The following is a 17,585-nucleotide window of genomic DNA, read 5'->3' on the forward strand; positions in this document are numbered from 1 at the left end:
TGTGGGTTACAGGGCTGCGGCGGCGCTGTGGAGGTTCTTGGCGGCCAGGGCGAGCCCCTCGGTCTGGGAGTAGGCGGCGTCCTCGTGCTCGATGTTCACCGCGATGTCGGGGTCGATCTCGGCGAGGGCGCGCAGGAACTCGGTCCAGAAGGGGACGTCGTTGCCGAGGCCTACGGCGACGAACTTCCAGGCCGGGTTTTCCGGCCAGGCGTTGCACCAGAAGCCGTAGCCGGTGGGGACCTTGCCGTCGGCGTCGGCCGGCACGCGGGTGAACGACGTGTCCAGTACGCCGCGGATGTCGGCGCCCGGGCAGAGCGTCGCGTCCTTCGCGGCGGCGTGGAAGACCAGCGGCCCGAGCCACTTGATGGAGGCGATGACGTCCATGCCCTGCCACATCAGATGGGAAGGGTCCATCTCGGCGCCGACGTTCGTCAGGCCGCCCGTGTCGACGAGCCGCTTGAGGGTGACGGGGGAGAAGACGAGGTTGTGCGGGTGCATCTCGATCGCGACCCGGACGTCGTTCTCCCGGGCGAGCGCGTCGATCTCCTTCCAGAACTCGACGGCCACGCCCCACTGGTAGTCCAGGACGTCCATGTAGACGCCGTCCCACGGATTCACCACCCAGGAGGGGTACTTGGCGTCCGGGTCCGAGCCCGGCGTACCGGACATGGTGACCACGTGCCTGACGCCCAGCAGGCCCGCGAGGCGGATCGTGCGGCGCAGGTCGTCCGCGTGCTTGGGGCCGACGCCGGGGAGCGGGTTGAGCGGGTTGCCGTTGCAGTTGAGGCCGGTCAGCTCCATCCCGCGGTCGGCGAACGTCGCCAGGTACTCCTCGCGCGCCTTGGCCGAGGACAGCAGCAGGTCGACCGGGCAGTGCGGGGAGGGTATGAAGCCGCCGGTGTTGACCTCGACCGAGGTCAGACCGTTCTCCTTGAGGATGTCGAGGGCCTCGGTGAGGGTGCGGTCGTGCAGACAGGCGGTGTAGGCGCCGAGCTTGAGGGCCATCGGGTATCTCCTTCGATACGTGAGAATCAGGCGACGGGCGGAACGGCGACGGCGGCACCGTCGTTGTGGGAGGACTCGACGACGGCCTGGATGATCTCCATCGTGCGCAGCGCGTCGGCGAAGGTGGCGCAGGCCGGCAGCGGCTCGGCGACCCCAGCGACCTGGTCCAGGAAGGCCCGGGCCTGGTAGGTGAAGTTGTCGGCGTTGCTGGCGCCCACACCCGGCGCCTCCATCGGGACACCGCCCGCGAAGTACGGCAGGTTCGGACCGGCGATGATCTGCCGGGCACCGCGCGTACGGGCGTCGGGCTGCGCGTCGTCGAAGAGGTACTCGGCGGGCCGGTGCTGGTCGAACGCGGCCCGCCCGCCCACGCCCAGGACGTCGAAGAAGAGCCCGTTGGGCAGGCCGAAGCCGGTGCGCGTCACCGAGAAGGTGCCGACGAGACCGGACTCGAAGCGGGCCGTGAAGGTCGCGGTGTCCTCGTTCTCGACCTCGCCGAACTCCTCTGAAACGGGAGCCGCGTTGTGCCCGACGACCGCGCCCAGCGGCAGCGGCCGCTTGGTGATCTGCGTCGACAGCGAGGCACCCGAGACCGAGGCGATCGGACCGGCCACGTACTCGGCGGCGTCGATGACGTGCGAGCCGACGTCCCCGAGCGCACCCGAACCCGGGCCGCCCTTGAACCGCCAGCTGAGCGGACCGTTCGGGTCGGTCGCGTAGTCACACCAGTAGCGGCCGCTGAACAGCGTCAGGTCACCCAGCTCACCGGCCCGCACATGCTCGCGGATCGCGGCGATGCCGGGGGCACGACGGAAGGTGTAGCCGACCGCGGTCACGACCTCGGCGGTGCGCTCCAGCTCGGCCATCGCGCGGGCGTCTTCCATCGACCCGGCCAGCGGCTTCTCGCACAGCACATGCTTGCCCGCCGCGACCAGCGCCTCGGCGATCGGGCGGTGCAGCGCATTGCCGGCGACGATGCTGACGGCGTCGATCGTCGGGTCCTCGACCACGGCCTCCCAGCTCGGGAGCGCCTTCTCGAAGCCGTAGCGACGCGCGGCGTCCTCGCCGAGCGCGGTGTTGGCGTCGGCGATCGCGGCCAGCCGGACCGGCGGCAGGCCGGCCCCGAAGACCGTGTTGACGTTGCGGTATCCGGCCGCGTGGCTGCGGCCGGCCATACCGGCTCCGATCACCGCGACGGACAGTGGTTTGGCAGAGGTGGTCATGGCGGGTGCCTTTCAAATAAGCGAGTGATCAGGCGGCGAACTGCCGTCGGAAATGGGACTCGATGTCTTCCATCGAACGGCCGCGGGTCTCGGGGACGGTGCGGAGGTAGTAGAGGAATGTGGCGGCGTTGACCACGGCGAACAGCAGGAACGTGATCCCGCCGACCGCGTTGATCAGCGGCGGGAACACCAGCGTGACCACGAAGTTGGCCATCCAGGTGCCGAAGACGGCTGTGCCCATGGCGAAGCCGCGCAGCCGGAGCGGGAAGATCTCCGAGAGCATCAGCCAGAACACGGTCGCGATGCATCCCTGCATGAACAGCAGGAAGGTCAGCATCGAGGCGAGCACCAGGTAACTGCGGGCCGTCGATTCGGGCAGGACCAGGAAGCAGAGCGCGATCAGCAACAGGGAGACGGTGACGCCGACCTGACCGGTCAGCAGCATCGGGCGTCGGCCGTACCGCCCCAGCAGCCACATGCCCGTCGACACGGCGAGCACGGCCACGACGCCGTTTGCAATGGTGGCGGTCAGCGCCGCCTGCCTGCCCAGCCCGGTGTCCAGCAGGATCGTCGGCGCGAAGTACATGATCGAGTTGACGCCGGTGAGCTGAGTCAGGGACGCCAGCCCGAACCCGAACATCACGATGCGCCGGACCCACGGTGTGCCCAAGTCCAGCCAGCCTGCCCGCGGCTGGGCGGCGTCGGCGGTGACACGCTGCTTGATCTCGGCGAACTCGGCGTCGACGTCCTGTGGGTCGCGAATCCGGCCCAGGGTGCCGAGGGCGTCGTCGAACCGGCCACGGGAGGCCAGCCAGCGCGGCGACTCAGGCACGAAGAGCATCCCGACCCACAGCAGCACGGCGGGGACCGTGGCGATCGCGAGCATCCATCGCCACACGCCACCCTCGCCCACGGTCTTGGCGATGACCGCGTTCGAGGTGTACGCCAGCAACTGGCCTGCCACGATCATCAGTTCGTTCTGTGTCACCAGCCGCCCGCGGCGGTCGGCCGGAGCCAGTTCGGCGATGAAGACCGGCACCGTCGCGGACGCACCGCCCACGGCGAGACCCAGCAGCACACGGAAGAGCACCATCACCGCAAGCTCCGGCGCCATAGCGGTGCCCAGTGCCCCGACGAAGAACAGCACGGCGAGCCCGAGGATGGTCCGCTTGCGCCCGAAGCGGTCACAGAGCCGGCCACCGAACAGGGCCCCGAACGCCGCACCGAGCACGAGCGACGACGCGACGATCCCCTCGGTCAGCGGGGTCAGACCCAGCCCGCCCTCCTCGGGCGAGAGTGACATGAAGGGCAGCGCACCGGAGATGACGCCGGTGTCATAGCCGAAGAGCAGTCCACCGAACGTCGCGATGACCGTGATGGTTCGTAGCCGCCGGTAGACGTGCGGGGAGGAAAGGCCTGTGGCGACAGTGCTCGGTGTGGAGGCCTGGAGGGCGTCGTCCCTGACGTCCATGGCCACCTCCTAGCGGTTGGTGGGGGTGGGGGGATGTCAGTTGGAGGTCGGGAAGTTGAAGCCGGCGCTGACCTGCTGGCTCTGCTGGGGCCAGCGGGTGGTGACGACCTTGGGGCGGGTGTAGAAGCGGATGCCTTCGGGGCCGTGGATGGGAGAGTCGCCGATGAGGGAGTCCTTCCAGCCGCCGAAGGAGTAGTACGACATCGGGACCGGGACGGGGACGTTGATGCCGATCATGCCGATGTGGATGTTGCGCTGGAAGCGGCGGGCGGCTTCGCCGGAGGCGGTGAACAGGGCGGTGCCGTTGCCGTAGGGGTTGGCGTTGATGAGGTCGATGGCCTCATCGAGAGTGTCGGTGCGGACGATGGCGAGGACCGGGCCGAACAGCTCTTCCTTGTACGCCTGCATCTCGGTGGTGACGTGGTCCAGGAGGGAGGGGCCGGTGAAGAAGCCCTCCTCGTGGCCCTCGATCTTCAGGTCGCGGCCGTCGACGACGACGGTGGCGCCCTGGGCGGCGGCCGTACCCACGGCGTTCTCCACGCGCTCCTGGGCTGCCTTGGTGATCAGGGGGCCCATCTCGGTGCCGGGCTGGTCGCCGGGGCCGACCTTCACTTCGCGGGCCTTGCGTTCGAGGATCTCGACGAGCCCGTCGGCGGCGTCGCCGACGGCGACGGCGACCGAGACGGCCATGCAGCGTTCGCCGGCAGAGCCGTAGGCGCCGGCGGTGATGTGGTTGGCGGCGAACTCGAGGTCGGCGTCGGGCAGGACGACGGCGTGGTTCTTGGCGCCGCCCAGGGCCTGGACCCGCTTGCCGTGGGCGGTGGCCTGCTCGTGGACGTACTTGGCGATCGGGGTGGAGCCGACGAAGGAGACCGCCTGGATGCCGGGGTGGGTGAGGATGGCGTCGACGGCCGGCTTGCCGCCGTGGACGACGTTGAACACACCGTCGGGCAGACCGGCCTTCTGGTACAGGTCGGCGACGAAGTTCGCGGCCGACGGGTCGCGTTCGGACGGCTTGAGGATGAAGGTGTTGCCGGTCGCGATGGCGATCGGGTGCATCCATAGCGGCACCATCGCCGGGAAGTTGAACGGCGTGATGCCCGCGACGACGCCGAGGGGCTGGCGGAAGTCGTGTACGTCCACGCCACGCGAGACCTGGTCGGAGAAGCTGCCCTTGAGGACGTCACCGAGACCGCAGGCGAACTCCACGACCTCGCGGCCGCGGGTGATTTCGCCGCGGGCGTCGTCGACGGTCTTGCCGTGTTCGGCGGAGATGATCCGGCCGAGCTCCTCCTCGTGCTCCATGAGCAGCTGGCGGAAGTTGAACATGACCTGGGTGCGCTGGGTGAGTGAGGATTCCGACCACGTCTCGAACGCGGCGGACGCGGCCTGGACCGCGGCGTCCACGTCCGCGCCGCCGCCGAGGACGACCTGGGCCTGCTCGGCGCCGGTAGCCGGGTTGAACACCGGCTGGGTGGCGGTGGCGGCCCCCTGGGTGAGGGAGCCGTTGATCCAGTGCTCGATGGTTGTCACGGTGACGTTTCCTTTGCGGGGACGGGGTCTTACAGGTAGTGGCGCTGGGACTGCTTGTGGGCGGCGTACGTGTCGTAGGCGGCCTGGGTCGTGTCGAGGGCGGAGGCCTGGCTGACGGGGACGTCCCACCAGCCGTGGCCGGGCGGGTTGGGCCCGTACAGGTCGGTCTCGACGTGCACGACCGTGGTCCGGGACGCCGCCTTCGCCTTCTCCATCGCCGAGCGGAACTCCTCCACCGATGCGGCGTGCAGGACGTCCGCACCCAGCGAAGAGGCGTTCGCGGCGAGATCAACCGGGAGGACGTCGCCGTCCAGCTGCCCGGAATCGCCGTCGCGGTAGCGGTACTTGGTGCCGAAGCGCTGCGAGCCGAGTGATTCGGAGAGGGCGCCGATGGAGGCGAAGCCGTGGTTCTGGACCAGGACGATGATGACCTTCAGGCCCTCGGAGACCATGGTGACGATCTCCTGAGCCATCATCAGGTAGGACCCGTCGCCGACGAGGACGACGACCTCCCGCGTCGGGTCGGCCATCTTGGCGCCGACACCGGCGGCGACCTCGTAGCCCATGCAGGAGTAGGCGTATTCGACGTGGTAGGCCTTGGGGTCGCGGGCCCGCCACAGTTGCTGCAGGTCGCCGGGCATGGAACCGGCCGCGTTGATGACGACGGCGCGATCGTCGAGGACGTCGTTGAGGGCGCCGAGGATCTGTGTCTGCGCGGGCAGGTCACCGGTGTTGCGGTCCGGGGCGAAGCACTCCTCCTCGATCTCCCGCGTACGGGCGATCAGTTGGCGGGTGTGCGAGCGGTACCCGGGCTCGACCTCCCAGTCCGTCAATGCCCCCGCGAGGGCCTGGATGCCCAGCCGCGCGTCGGCCACCAGCGGCTCCGCGGAGTGCTTGACGGCGTCCAGGCGGGCCACGTTGAGGTTGACGAAGGTGACGTCCGGATTGCCGAAGACGGTGTGGCTGGCGGTGGTGAAGTCGGAGTAGCGGGTGCCGATGCCGAGCACCACATCCGCCTCGCGCGCCAGCTCGTTGGCCGCATAGGAGCCGGTGGAGCCGATGCCACCCACGGCGCAGGAGTGGTCCCAGGACACGGCGCCCTTGCCGGCGTGCGTGTCCGCCACCGGGATGCCGGTGGCCTCCGCGAACGCCCGCAGCTCGGTCTCCGCACCCGAGTAGACGGCGCCGCCTCCGGCGACGATCAGGGGCTTCTTCGCGCCGCGCAGCAGGTGGGCGGCCCGCTCGACGGCGGCCTGTTCCGGCACCGGGCGGCCCACGTGCCACACCCGCCTGCGGAAGAACGACACCGGCCAGTCGTACGCCTCGGCCTGCACGTCCTGCGGCAACGCGAGGGTGACGGCCCCGGTCTCCACCGGGTCGGTCAGCACCCGCATCGCGGCCAGCGCGGCCGGGATCAGCTGCTCGGGACGGGAGATGCGGTCGAAGTACTTCGACACGGCCCGGAAGGCGTCGTTGACGGTGACGTCCCCGCCCCGGGTGTCCTCCAGTTGCTGCAGCACCGGGTCGGCGGCGCGGGTGGCGAACATGTCGCTGGGCAGAAGGAGGACCGGGAGCCGGTTGGTGGTGGCCAGCGCGGCGCCGGTGATCATGTTGGTGGAGCCGGGGCCGGTGGACGCGGTGCAGGCGAAGGTCGCAAGCCGGTCTCGCATTTTCGCGTACGCCACCGATGCGTGGACCATGCCCTGTTCGTTACGCGCCAGGTAGTAGGGCAGGTCGGCCTCGCGTGTCACTGCCGCCTGGAGCAGCGCCTGACCGATGCCGGCGACGTTGCCGTGGCCGAAGATGCCCCACACCCCGGGGATGAGCCGGTGCTCGTGGCCGTCGCGCTCGCTGTACTGGGCGGCCAGGAAGCGCACCAGGGCCTGGGCGGTGGTCAGCCGGATCGTCTCGGTCATGAGTGGTTCTCCTCGGCGCCGAACGGCAGCCGGTCATCGGTGTCTTGCGTGTCCCAGGTGGTGCGGACCCAGCCGTGGGCGGGGTCGTCGCAGATGAGCCAGGCGCGGTCCTGGCCGGGACCGGCCATGACGTTGAGGTAGTACAGGTCGTAGCCGGGCGCGGCGATGGACGGGCCGTGCCAGCCGTGCGGGATCAGCACCGTGTCGCCGGAGCGGATCTCGGCGAGGACGTCGATCGGGCGCTCGGGAGTGCCGTAGACCCGCTGGTAGCCGAAGCCGTTGCCGTCGCCGGAGACCTCGAAGTAGTAGATCTCCTCCAGCTCCGACTCCTGGCCGGGGCGGGCTTCGTCGTGCTTGTGCGGCGGGTACGACGACCAGTTGCCGCCGGGTGTCAGTACCTCGCACACGAGCAGTTGCTCTGCGTCGAAGGTGCCGGGCAGGCAGTAGTTGTTGACCTGCCGAGAACATGCGCCGGCGCCACGGAGCTCCACCGGGACGTCCTCCTTGCGCCCGTACCGAGCCGAGTGACCTCCCTGCTCGGTACGGGCGGAGGGCAGCGCGAACCGTCCGCCGGTCGCGCTGCTGATCAGGGCCTCCGACTCGCGGGGGAGGTAGGCGAAGTCGGTGGCTGAGGCGAACACGCCTGTCCGGCCGGTGAGTTCGAAGGCAGTGCCGTCCGTGGTGACGGTGCAGGAGCCCGTCAGCGGCAGGACCAGGAACTCGGAGTCGGCGGTGGACAGGGCGTGTGCCTCACCGGGCTGCAGGGTCAGGATCCTGAGCCCGGAGTATCCCCAGCCCGCCGACTCGGGCGTGACCAGGAGGTCGTAGGGGCCGTCGGCCGAAGTCCCCTTGGGAAGGTGATACTTGGACGTCACAGCAGGCTCACCGCCCGGTCCACGGCACCGGCGACGTCGCCGCCTGCGGGGTAGAGCAGGGAGCGGCCGACGACCAGGCCGCGTGCGGTGGGCTGCTTGAGGGCCTTGCCCCAGGAGGCGAAGGCCGTGTCGGCGTCCTTGACCTCGCCGCCCAGCAGCAGCGCGGGCAGGGTGGAGGAGGCCAGGACGCGCTCCATGTCCTCGACGACCGGCAGCTTCAGCCAGGTGTAGGCGGTGCGGCGGCCCAGCCCGGAGGCAATGGTGATCGACTTGGTGACGGCATCCGTCGACAGGTCGTTGCGGATCTTCCCGTCCTGCCAGGTCGACATGAACGGCTCGACCATGGCGATCAGGTGACGGTCGTTGAGCTCGTCCACGGCCCGGGCGGTGTTCTCCAGGACGGACGGCGTGGCAGCGTCGCCCAGGGCGATGCGGGTGAGCATCTTCCCGCCGTCGAAGCCCATCGCGGCGATGGTTTCGGCGTCGTATCCGGTGAACCGGTCGTCGATCTCGAAGACCGACCCCGCGAGGCCGGCCCGGTTCATGGAGCCGAAGACGCTCTTGCCGTCCAGGACGCCGAGCAGCAGCAGGTCTTCGAGGATGTCGGCGGTGGCCAGCACACCGGTCACGCCGGGCCGGTCCAGGGCGATGCACAGCCGGTCCAGGAGCCGGGCGCGGTCGGCCATGGCGTTGGGGTCGGCGCCGACGCCGTTGGCGCCGCGCGCCGGGTGGTCGGCGGCGATGATCATAGCCTTGCCGTGCTCGCCGATGAGCGAGGTGGCCTTGCTGCGGCGCGCGGCCGCTGCCGCGATGGCGCCGGGGTCGTTGACCCGGGCGTCCACGATCCGGCTCACGTGATCGGTCAGCACGTCGTCATACCTTTCGCTGGGCAGCGTCGAGGGCGGCAGGGGCCGCGGAGCGGAGCTTCTCTTCGACCTCGGCCTGAGTGGGCATTGCGTCGGAGCAGGCCAGTCGGCCCGCGACTAGGGCGCCGGCGGCGTTGGCGAAGGACACCGTGCGGCGGGTGTCCCAGCCGGACAGCAGGCCGTGGCACAGCGCCCCGCCGAAGGCGTCACCGGCGCCCAGCCCATTGACGACGTCCACAGGCACCGGCGGAATCTCGGCGACCGAGCCGTCGCGGTCCATCGCCAGGACACCCTTGGGGCCCTGTTTCACCACGGCCAGCTCCACGCCCGCGGCGAGCAGCGCCTTGGCGGCGGCGTAGGGCTCACGTTCGCCGGTCGCAACCTCGCACTCGTCGAGGTTGCCCACGGCGACGGTGGTGTGACGCAGGACCTCGGCGTAGTACGAGCGCGCCTGGGCTGGGTCGGCCCAGAACATCGGCCGCCAGTCGAGGTCGAAGATCGTCGTGCCCGCCTTGGCGCGGTGGGCGACGGCGGCGAGGGTGGCCGAGCGGCTGGGCTCCTCGCTCAGGCCCGTGCCGGTGATCCAGAAGACCGCCGCGTCCCGGACCGCGTCCAGGTCCAGTTCGTCGGCGGCGATGTCCAGGTCGGGTGCCTTCGGCAGGCGGTAGAAGTACAGCGGGAAGTCGTCCGGCGGGAAGATCTCGCAGAACGTCACCGGGGTCGGCGCGATGTCCGACGTACCGACGAAGCGGACGTCGACGCCGTAGCCCTCCAGGGCGGTACGGACGAATTCGCCGAACGGATCGAGGCCCGTCTTGGTGATCACGGCGGCGGAGCGGCCGTAACGGGCGGCGGCGACGGCGACGTTCGTGGGGCTGCCGCCCAGGTACTTGCCGAACGAGGTGACCTCCGCCAGCCCCACCCCCGTCTGGAGCGGATACACGTCCACTCCCACACGGCCGATGGTCAACACTTCGAACGGCATAACGCTGGTTTCCCTTCGCTCCGGAGATTCCGGGGGGTGTGGAGTGGGGTGGGGTGGGGTGGGGTGGGGTGGGGTGGGGTTAAAGCGCTTTAAAAGCGCCTCGCGGAGAACGATGCCTTCCACTCAAATGTCATGTCAATGGATTGTTGCGATGAGGTGTCTCGAGTGGTTGCCGACGAGAGACCGCGTGCCGTCAGGGCCAGCGCGCCAGGTACTCGGCGATCTTCTCTCGCATGAAGAGGGACGACTCCTTGGCCCGCTCCTCCCAGGCGAAGACGCAGGCGGTCAGGGTCCCGTCGAAGCCGTTCGAGCGCAGTTCGCGGAAGAGCTCGTCGAAGTCCACCTCGCCCTGGCCGATGTCCAGGTGCTGGTGGATACGGGCCGCGGTGCCGGGCGGGTTGAGGATGTAGCGGTTGCCGGACGAGGCGGTGTGGTCGAGGGCGTCGGCCAGGTGGACATGGGTGAGCAGGTCGCCCGCGTACTTGATGATGCCGGGGGCGTCATTGCCGATGTGGAAGGTGTGCGGGGCGCAGTAGAGGAAGGTGATGTTGGGGTTGTTGATGCCCCGGATCAGATTGATCGCGTCGTAGCCGTTCTCGATGAAGTCGTCCGGGTGCGGTTCCAGCGCGAGCTTGATGCCCTCCCGCTCGAACACCGGCAGCAGCTCGTCCAGCGACTTCCAGAACTGCGCCTCGCTGCGGTCGGAGTCCTCCGGCCGGCCGTTGAACTCGGAGATCATGCTGTCCACGCCGAGGTCCGCGGCGATCTGGATCGAGCGCTTCCAGTACCGTACGGCGGCCTGTCGGGCGTCCTCGTCCGGCCCGGACCAGCGGAACAGCGGCAGCAGCGAGGAGATCCCGACACCCGCCGAGTCCAGTGCCTTACGGAACTTCCGGACCGTCGCGTCGTCGACGCGCGGGTGGCGGAAGAACGGGATGAAGTCCTCCCGGGGGGACAGCTCGATCCACTCGTAGCCCAACTCGGCCACCACGGCGGGGAGTTCGAGCAACGGAACGTTGCGGATCATGTACGGGTCGAGGGCGATCTTCATGGCGGAATGCCTTCGGGTCAGTAGGAAAGGGGGATCGTGGGCGGTGGTCAGGCGGAGCCCTCGGGAGCGGTGGCCACGGGTGCGGTGAGGTCTTCCTCTTCGGGGAGTTCCTCGACGTCGACGCCGCGGACCTGGGCCAACTCGTGTTTGAGCGCGGCGAGTTCGGTGCCGCCGGCCATGTGGTTGGTGAGCTCCTCGAGGCTGACCTGCTCACGGGAGGCGGACAGTTCCATGGTGCCCAGGCGCAGGACGCTGAAGTGGTCGCCGACCATGTAGGCGTGGTGCGGGTTGTGGGTGATGAAGATGACGCCCAGGCCGCGGTCACGCGCTGCGGCGATGTACTTGAGCACCACACCCGACTGCTTGACGCCGAGCGCGGCGGTGGGCTCGTCCAGGATGAGCACGCGGGCGCCGAAGTAGACGGCGCGGGCGATCGCGACGCACTGGCGCTGGCCGCCGGACAGGGTGCCGATGGGTTGCTCCAGGTCGTCGAGGACGATGCCCATCTCGCGCAGCTCGTGGTCAGCGGTCTTCTTCATCTTCTCGATGTCCAGGCGGCGGAGCGGCCACGGACCGCGCGTCATCTCGGAGCCGAGGAAGAAGTTGCGCCACACGGGCATGAGCGGGACGGTCGCGAGGTCCTGGTAGACGGTGGCGATGCCCTTGTCCAGCGCGTCACGCGGGGTGGTGAAGCGCACGGGAGTGTTGTCGACGAGGAACTCGCCCTCGGTGTGCTGGTGCAGCCCGGAGATGATCTTTATCAGGGTGGACTTGCCGGCGCCGTTGTCGCCCAGCACGCAGGTGACCTGGCCGGGACGGACCGTCAGGTTCACGCCGTGCAGGGCGCGGATGTTGCCGTATGCCTTGCCGGCATTACGCAGTTCGACGACGGCGCTACCGTCCTCGGGCTCGGTGTCCTGGAGGACAGCGCCGTGTGTGCCGGTTCCGTTGGTGGGTGTCATGGGTGTCGTCACCTCCGGGTCGCCGCGCGGCTGACCCACAGATTGATGAGGGTGGCGCCGAGGAGCATCACGCCGAGGAAGGCCTTGAACCAGTCGGGGTTCCAGCCGGCGTAGACGATGCCCTGCTGGACCATGCCGAACATGAACGCGCCGAAGACCGGGCCGATCGCGGAACCAGAGCCGCCGGTCAGTAGACAGCCGCCGATCACCGCCGCTGCGATGTAGATCAGTTCCTGGCCGACGCCCTCACCGGACTGGACAGTGTTGAAGGAGAACAGCTGGTGCATGCCGACGAACCAGGCGCCGAAGCCGACCAGCATGAACAGCGAGATCTTCGTGAAGTTCACCGGGACACCGACCGCGCGGGCGGACTCCTTGTTACCGCCGACCGCGAAGATCCAGTTGCCGTACTTGGTGCGCAGCAGCACCCAGGTGGCCAGGGCCGCGAAGACCAGCCACCACACGATGGTGATCTTCACCTGAACGCCGCCGACGTCGAAGGACGAGGCGAAGATCTTCTTGGCCTGATTGAAGCCGTCCATGTCGCTGATGTCGTCGGTGGCCACGTTGCCGGTGATCAGCTTGGTCACCGCGAGGTTGACGCCCTGCAGGATCAGGAAGCTGCCCAGCGTGATCAGGAAGCTGGGCAGGCCGGTCCTGACCAGCATCCAGCCGTTGAACAGGCCGACCGCCAGCGACACGATCAGTGCGACGAGCACACCCACCCAGACGTTCATGCTCAACTGGAAGGCGACCATGCTGGCGGTCAGCGCCGAGGTGATCACCGCGACGCCGGCCGACAGGTCGAACTCACCGCCGATCATGAGAAGCGCGACCGGCAGCGCCATGATCCCGATCGTCGACGACTGGTAGAGGATGTTGGCCATCGAGCTGCCGTCACGAACCGGAGGCGCTGCGACGAGAAAGAACACGAACACCGCGACGGCACCGAGGAAGACGCCGACCTCGGGCCGGGCGAGCAGCTGAAGCGCCAAGGGCCGCCGCCTGGTCCGCCCGTCGGTCTCCTTGCCGGGGCCGTAGGCCGGCGGTGCGGTCACCGCCGGCTCAGCATGCTGGGTCACGCTCATCACCGCGTGCCCTTCGCGGCGAACTTGGCCACCGCGTCGACGTTCGACTTGTCGACGAAGGCCGGGCCGGTCAGCACGGGCTGCTCGCCACCGCCGCTGAAGTTGCCGTTGGTCCTGTACAGCCACAGGGAGTCGACAGCGAGGTAGCCCTGCAGGTAGGGCTGCTGGTCGACGGCGAACTGGATCCTGCCGTCCTGGATGGCGGAGACGAGGTCCTTGTTGAGGTCGAAGGTGGCGATCTTCGCCTTGCCGCCGCCCTCGGACACGGCCTGCTCCGCCGTCAGCGCGATCGGAGCGCCGAGAGCGACCACCTCGTCGATCGAGGAGTCCTGCTTGAGCTTGGCGGTGATCGTCGACTTCACGGACGGCATGTCGGTGCCGTTGACGTAGAGGATGTCCGTCTTGCCGCTGAACGTCTTCTTCACGCCGGCGCAGCGCTGTTCCAGGTTGACGTCGCCCTGGGCCTGGATCACGCACAGGGCGTGCTTGGCGCCGGTGGCGTTGAGCTTGGAGCCGAGGGCCTGGCCGGAGACGGACTCGTCCTGGCCGAAGAACGACAGCAGGCCCTGCTGCTTCCAGACGCTCAGGCCCGCGTTGAGGCCGACGACCGGGATGCCGGCCTTCTCCGCTTTGGCGACCACGGCCTTCAGGGCGTCCGGCTTGGCCAGGGTGACGGCGATGCCGTCGACCTTCTGGTCGATCGCGTTCTGCACCAGGTTGGCCTGGTCGCCGGCGTTCTCGTCGTTGGAGTAGATCAGCTTGACGTTGTCCTTGGCGGCGGCGGCCTCGGCGCCCTTGCGGATGGTGTCCCAGAAGGTGTCGCCGGAGGGTGCATGGGTGACCATCGCGATGGTCATGCGGGGGGTATTGGCCTTGCCCGCGGAGACGTTGCCGGCCTCCTCCTCGGCCTTCTTGCCGCCGGAGCTGCTGGAACAGCCGGCCAGGGTCAGGGCGGCCGCTGCGGCCACGGCCACGACGGGGACGATTCTGCGGGAGCGGCAATGCGCTGTGCGGTTCATGCGTGCACCTCACTGTGCGAAGGGGAGTGGGGTCCGCGGACTTCGGGTGGGCCGCTGCAGGGGAGCGGAGACCAGGCCCCGCAAGCAGCTGGGTGGAGTGGAGAGGCCGGTGTCCGAGTGCGCGATGCCGGCGGTGGGGCGTCGCGCTTCAGGGCTGAGTTCGTTGGAACAACATGACAAATTAAAGCGCTTTAAGTCCTGGTACTATCGGTCGTGTTTCCTGAGGGTGTCAAGGGTGTTGCACGAGGAGATTTGCCGCGGGGAGGCGCAAGTGGGTAACGATGGATCCGCCCATCACCGGAACGGCGCGCACAAACGCCCCAGGTTGGAGGACGTGGCCGCACGGGTGGGCCTGTCCACGGCGTCGGTGTCTCTGGTGCTGCGCGGAGTGCCCGGGCCGAGTGAGCGCACCCGGCAGCGGGTCCTGAAGGCGGCCGCCGACCTGGGCTACCAGGTGGACCGCACCGCCAGCACGCTCGCCAGCAGGCGCAGCCGGCTGCTCGGCGTCATGGTCGACATCCATCGACCGTTCCACGCCGAACTGGTCGAGCATCTGCACACTGCGGCCGAGAAGGTCGGCTACGACCTCGTCCTCAGTACCCAGACTCGCACCCGCGACGAGCACACCGCGGTGGAGACGCTTCTCGCCTTCCGCAGCGAGGCCCTGATACTCCTCGGTCCGACGGCGCCTGCGGACACGCTCGCCACCCTGGACAACAAGGCTCCCGTCATCGCCGTCGGTCGTCGCATCTCCGACGCTGCCCTGGACGTCGTACGCACCGCCGACGACGACGGTGTCGGCCAGCTGGTCGACCACCTGGTCGGCCTCGGTCATCGCGAGATCGTCTACGTCGACGGCGGCAAGGGCGTCATCGCCACCGACCGCCGCCGCGGTTACCGCACCGCCATGCGCCGCCATGGCCTGGACGACCACATCCGGATCCTGCACGGCGACCACACCGAAGCAGCCGGCGAACGCGCCGCCCGCAAGCTCCTCGAGGGCGACAGCCTGCCCACCGCCGTTCTCACCTACAACGACCCGTCCGCCATCGGCGTCCTGGCCGCCCTCGCCCGGGCCGGCGTCGCAGTCCCGGGCGAGGTGTCCGTGGCCGGTTACGACGACGATGCCCTCTCCCGGCTGAGCTGCTTCAACCTGACCACCGTCAGCCAGAACGCCGAGGAACAGGCCCAGCACGCGGTGACCGCCGCGGTCGAACGCCTCGACCAGGACCGCACCGAACCCCGCGAGGTGGTTCTCGCCCCGCGCCTCGTCGTGCGCGGCACCACGGCCGCACCCGCCTGACGCATGCCGCCGGATGCGCCACCGCGAGCGGGGTCGTCCTGCTCGAGTGTGTGAGGAAGGTGATGCGGCCTGCGCCGTGCATGGCTGACGTCAGGTGCGCCCTGTCCGTCGAAAAGGGGCAGGCAAAGCCCAACGGTTCGTCCAGCAGTACGCAGCGCCGCACGTCCGTCCCGACGTATCCGCTCTCGGGTGGGTGGCACTGCTTATCGACCCATGTCAGGTAGTGGCTACCGTCGGTCCGCAGTACGCGTCGGCGCGAGCGGCTCGCTCGGCAAGGGCGTCGGTCCCGAGGCCTTGCTGTCGAGCATCCGCACCGTGGCGGCCGGCGACTCCTGGCTTTGATGGCGATTCTTGAAAACGAGCGAGGGCTACGCCTCGCCTCACTTGATCAAGTCCTCAAGCGGGCGGGGAAGCTCAGTGAGCGCGGGGCCCCGGGGTGAGCGGGAGCCGCCCGCTCGTTCAGAATTCGGGCCACGTCGGCCGGGCAAGGGCGCCTTCGGCGTCGCTCACACGATGCGTTGTGCGCACCCTGGACCGGACACCACGGCCCTGGTGCTGGCCGGCTATCGGGCGGCCTCTCCCGTATGGCGCCCGACTGCAGGTCAGCACCGGTCTGCCGGGGAATCAGACCGAGCAACTCCAGGGTCGCCCCGATCAGCGGGCGGGCGTTTCCCAAAAGCGCCATCCGCTTTCGTCCGCCGCCGGTCGGGCCCGCGTCACCCGCTCCAGGCCACCCCGGGCACAGGCGGCTTCCTCACGCTGACCGATGCCGTCACAGTCCTGACCGGCCGCGAACGCGAAGTCACGGCCTTGGCCGCGCACGGCAAGTCCAAGATCGCCAACCAGCTCGTACTCAGCGCACTGACCGTCCTCAGGAATATGTGAGGCGCCGACCGAGCGGCGGTCACTTCACCAAGAGCCCCCAGAACGCCGCCGCAGAGCTCGTCGGGACATGCGGTGCGCCGAGAAGGCCCGCGAGCGGCGCAACCGCATTAGTTAGGGCTCGAACCAGCCGTTGGTGCCGATCGGCGCTGGGCAGAGGGCTTGACCAGTGACTAATTTAGAGCGTTTTAAGCGCTGTTACTATCAGCGGCCCCACAGGGGCATGTCAAGGGTGATGCCATGAATCGACGGGAGACCAAGTGGACGATCTCGACTCCGCTCACCCTGCAGGCGGCAATGGCGCGACTCCGCGCCCACGACTGGAGGACGTCGCCGCGCGTGTGGGCCTGTCCACGGCGTCGGTGTCCCTGGTGCTGCGCAACGTGGCCGGCCCCAGCGAGCGCACCCGCCGGCGCGTCCTGAAGGCCGCCGCCGAACTCGGCTACCGCCCCGACCGCAACGCCAGCGCGCTGGCCAGCAGACGCAGTCGGCTGCTCGGCGTCATGGTCGACATCCACAGCCCCTTCCACGCAGAACTGGTCGAGCATCTGCACACGGCCGCCGAGGAGGTCGGCTACGACCTCGTCCTGAGCACCCTGACCCGGACTCGCGACGAGAACATGGCCTTCGAGACGCTGCTGGCCTTCCGCTGCGAGGCGCTGATCCTCCTTGGCGCGGTGTCTCCTGCCCATGTCCTGGCCGAGCTCGACCGCAAGGCGCCCGCCATCTCCGTGGGGCGCCGCATAGCCGAGGCCGATCTCGACGTGGTACGCACCGCCGACGACGACGGGGTCGGCCAGATCGTCGACCATCTGGTCGCCCTGGGCCACCGTTCCATCGCCTACGTCGACGGCGGCAAGGGGGCCATCGTCACCGACCGGCGCCGCGGCTACCGGGACGCCATGCGCCGCCACGGGCTCGACAAGCGCATCAGGGTGCTACGCGGGGACATCACCGAGGCGGCGGGCGAGCGGGCCGGCCGGGACCTCCTCGACAGCGGTGATCTTCCGAGTGCTGTCGTGGCGTACAACGACCAGTGCGCCATCGGTCTCCTCACCGCTTTGCGCAGGGCCGGAGTCGAGGTCCCCGACACCGTCTCCGTCGTCGGCTACGACGACGACGCCCTCTCCCGGCTGGCCTGCTTCGACCTGACCACCGTGAGCCAGAACGCCGAGGAACAGGCGCGGCAGGCGGTGGCGGCAGCCATGGAACGTCTCGAGCGCGGCCGCACCACGCCCCGCGAGATCGTCCTCGCGCCCTCCCTTGTAGTACGCGGGACCACGGCCAGGACGCGCTGATCGCCGTGCAGTGCGGCGGACGTAACTGAAGCGCGCATTTCGGAGGGAACTCTTGACACGTTCCCGAAACGCAAGCATGCTCTGCGCACCGCTTAAAGCGATTTAAAG

The 17,585-nt window shown here is 69.0% G+C and carries 14 protein-coding genes; 2 read left to right on the top strand and 12 right to left on the bottom strand.

Translation table 11 applies throughout. The annotated features are described in order from the left end of the window. Positions 1–6 precede the first annotated feature (6 nt). The 12 genes from LJ657_RS19335 to LJ657_RS19390 all read right to left on the bottom strand — a co-directional run bounded on the left by LJ657_RS19335 (position 7) and on the right by LJ657_RS19390 (position 13,994). Positions 7–1,005, bottom strand: coding sequence for a sugar phosphate isomerase/epimerase family protein (locus LJ657_RS19335; RefSeq protein ID WP_232649894.1), 999 nt, complete (start codon positions 1,003–1,005; stop codon positions 7–9). Between the two features lie 26 nt (positions 1,006–1,031). Then, positions 1,032–2,228, bottom strand: a complete 1,197-nt coding sequence (locus LJ657_RS19340; RefSeq protein WP_232649895.1) for a Gfo/Idh/MocA family protein — start codon at positions 2,226–2,228, stop codon at positions 1,032–1,034. A 28-nt stretch (positions 2,229–2,256) separates the two neighbouring features. Further along, positions 2,257–3,699: a sugar porter family MFS transporter gene (locus tag LJ657_RS19345; protein WP_232649896.1), complete on the bottom strand. Its 1,443-nt coding sequence runs from the start codon at positions 3,697–3,699 to the stop codon at positions 2,257–2,259. A 36-nt stretch (positions 3,700–3,735) separates the two neighbouring features. Then, positions 3,736–5,232 carry a CoA-acylating methylmalonate-semialdehyde dehydrogenase gene (locus tag LJ657_RS19350; RefSeq protein WP_232649897.1) on the bottom strand — a complete coding sequence of 499 codons (1,497 nt, stop codon included), beginning with the start codon at positions 5,230–5,232 and terminating at the stop codon, positions 3,736–3,738. A gap of 29 nt (positions 5,233–5,261) precedes the next feature. Further along, positions 5,262–7,148: a 3D-(3,5/4)-trihydroxycyclohexane-1,2-dione acylhydrolase (decyclizing) gene (iolD, locus tag LJ657_RS19355; protein WP_232649898.1), complete on the bottom strand. Its 1,887-nt coding sequence runs from the start codon at positions 7,146–7,148 to the stop codon at positions 5,262–5,264. After that, the gene (gene iolB / locus LJ657_RS19360; RefSeq protein WP_232649899.1) at positions 7,145–8,023 is read right to left on the bottom strand and encodes a 5-deoxy-glucuronate isomerase; all 879 of its coding nucleotides are present in this window, start codon (positions 8,021–8,023) and stop codon (positions 7,145–7,147) included. The genes iolD and iolB overlap by 4 nt, the downstream gene beginning before the upstream one ends. Beyond that, positions 8,020–8,892: a Cgl0159 family (beta/alpha)8-fold protein gene (locus tag LJ657_RS19365; protein ID WP_232649900.1), complete on the bottom strand. Its 873-nt coding sequence runs from the start codon at positions 8,890–8,892 to the stop codon at positions 8,020–8,022. The genes iolB and LJ657_RS19365 overlap by 4 nt, the downstream gene beginning before the upstream one ends. 4 nt (positions 8,893–8,896) lie before the next feature. Then, the gene (gene iolC / locus LJ657_RS19370; protein WP_232649901.1) at positions 8,897–9,874 is read right to left on the bottom strand and encodes a 5-dehydro-2-deoxygluconokinase; all 978 of its coding nucleotides are present in this window, start codon (positions 9,872–9,874) and stop codon (positions 8,897–8,899) included. Between the two features lie 193 nt (positions 9,875–10,067). Beyond that, positions 10,068–10,925, bottom strand: a complete 858-nt coding sequence (locus LJ657_RS19375; RefSeq protein WP_232649902.1) for a sugar phosphate isomerase/epimerase family protein — start codon at positions 10,923–10,925, stop codon at positions 10,068–10,070. Between the two features lie 47 nt (positions 10,926–10,972). After that, a complete protein-coding gene (locus LJ657_RS19380; RefSeq protein ID WP_232649903.1) occupies positions 10,973–11,887 on the bottom strand; it encodes an ATP-binding cassette domain-containing protein in 915 nt (304 codons plus the stop codon). Between the two features lie 8 nt (positions 11,888–11,895). Then, a complete protein-coding gene (locus LJ657_RS19385; RefSeq protein ID WP_232649904.1) occupies positions 11,896–12,975 on the bottom strand; it encodes an ABC transporter permease in 1,080 nt (359 codons plus the stop codon). Continuing rightward, a complete protein-coding gene (locus LJ657_RS19390) occupies positions 12,975–13,994 on the bottom strand; it encodes a sugar ABC transporter substrate-binding protein (protein ID WP_232649905.1) in 1,020 nt (339 codons plus the stop codon). Before LJ657_RS19390 ends, LJ657_RS19385 begins: the two co-directional genes overlap by 1 nt. A gap of 334 nt (positions 13,995–14,328) precedes the next feature. Between LJ657_RS19390 and LJ657_RS19395 the strand changes: the two genes are divergently transcribed. Next, positions 14,329–15,297, top strand: coding sequence for a LacI family DNA-binding transcriptional regulator (locus LJ657_RS19395; RefSeq protein WP_232649906.1), 969 nt, complete (start codon positions 14,329–14,331; stop codon positions 15,295–15,297). Positions 15,298–16,439: 1,142 nt separating this feature from the next. Next, positions 16,440–17,477, top strand: coding sequence for a LacI family DNA-binding transcriptional regulator (locus LJ657_RS19405; protein ID WP_232649907.1), 1,038 nt, complete (start codon positions 16,440–16,442; stop codon positions 17,475–17,477). Positions 17,478–17,585: the final 108 nt, after the last annotated feature.

Source organism: Streptomyces guryensis (assembly GCF_021261325.1).
GTDB lineage: Bacteria > Actinomycetota > Actinomycetes > Streptomycetales > Streptomycetaceae > Streptomyces > Streptomyces guryensis.

What these genes read in the sequence shown, in the direction of transcription:
- iolC (WP_232649901.1), bottom strand. Translation starts at nt 9,874, where the DNA reads ATGCCGTTCGAAGTGTTGACCATCGGCCGTGTGGGAGTGGACGTGTAT.
- LJ657_RS19385 (WP_232649904.1), bottom strand. Translation starts at nt 12,975, where the DNA reads ATGAGCGTGACCCAGCATGCTGAGCCGGCGGTGACCGCACCGCCGGCC.
- LJ657_RS19335 (WP_232649894.1), bottom strand. Translation starts at nt 1,005, where the DNA reads ATGGCCCTCAAGCTCGGCGCCTACACCGCCTGTCTGCACGACCGCACC.
- LJ657_RS19345 (WP_232649896.1), bottom strand. Translation starts at nt 3,699, where the DNA reads ATGGACGTCAGGGACGACGCCCTCCAGGCCTCCACACCGAGCACTGTC.
- LJ657_RS19390 (WP_232649905.1), bottom strand. Translation starts at nt 13,994, where the DNA reads ATGAACCGCACAGCGCATTGCCGCTCCCGCAGAATCGTCCCCGTCGTG.
- iolD (WP_232649898.1), bottom strand. Translation starts at nt 7,148, where the DNA reads ATGACCGAGACGATCCGGCTGACCACCGCCCAGGCCCTGGTGCGCTTC.
- LJ657_RS19375 (WP_232649902.1), bottom strand. Translation starts at nt 10,925, where the DNA reads ATGAAGATCGCCCTCGACCCGTACATGATCCGCAACGTTCCGTTGCTC.
- LJ657_RS19380 (WP_232649903.1), bottom strand. Translation starts at nt 11,887, where the DNA reads ATGACACCCACCAACGGAACCGGCACACACGGCGCTGTCCTCCAGGAC.
- LJ657_RS19340 (WP_232649895.1), bottom strand. Translation starts at nt 2,228, where the DNA reads ATGACCACCTCTGCCAAACCACTGTCCGTCGCGGTGATCGGAGCCGGT.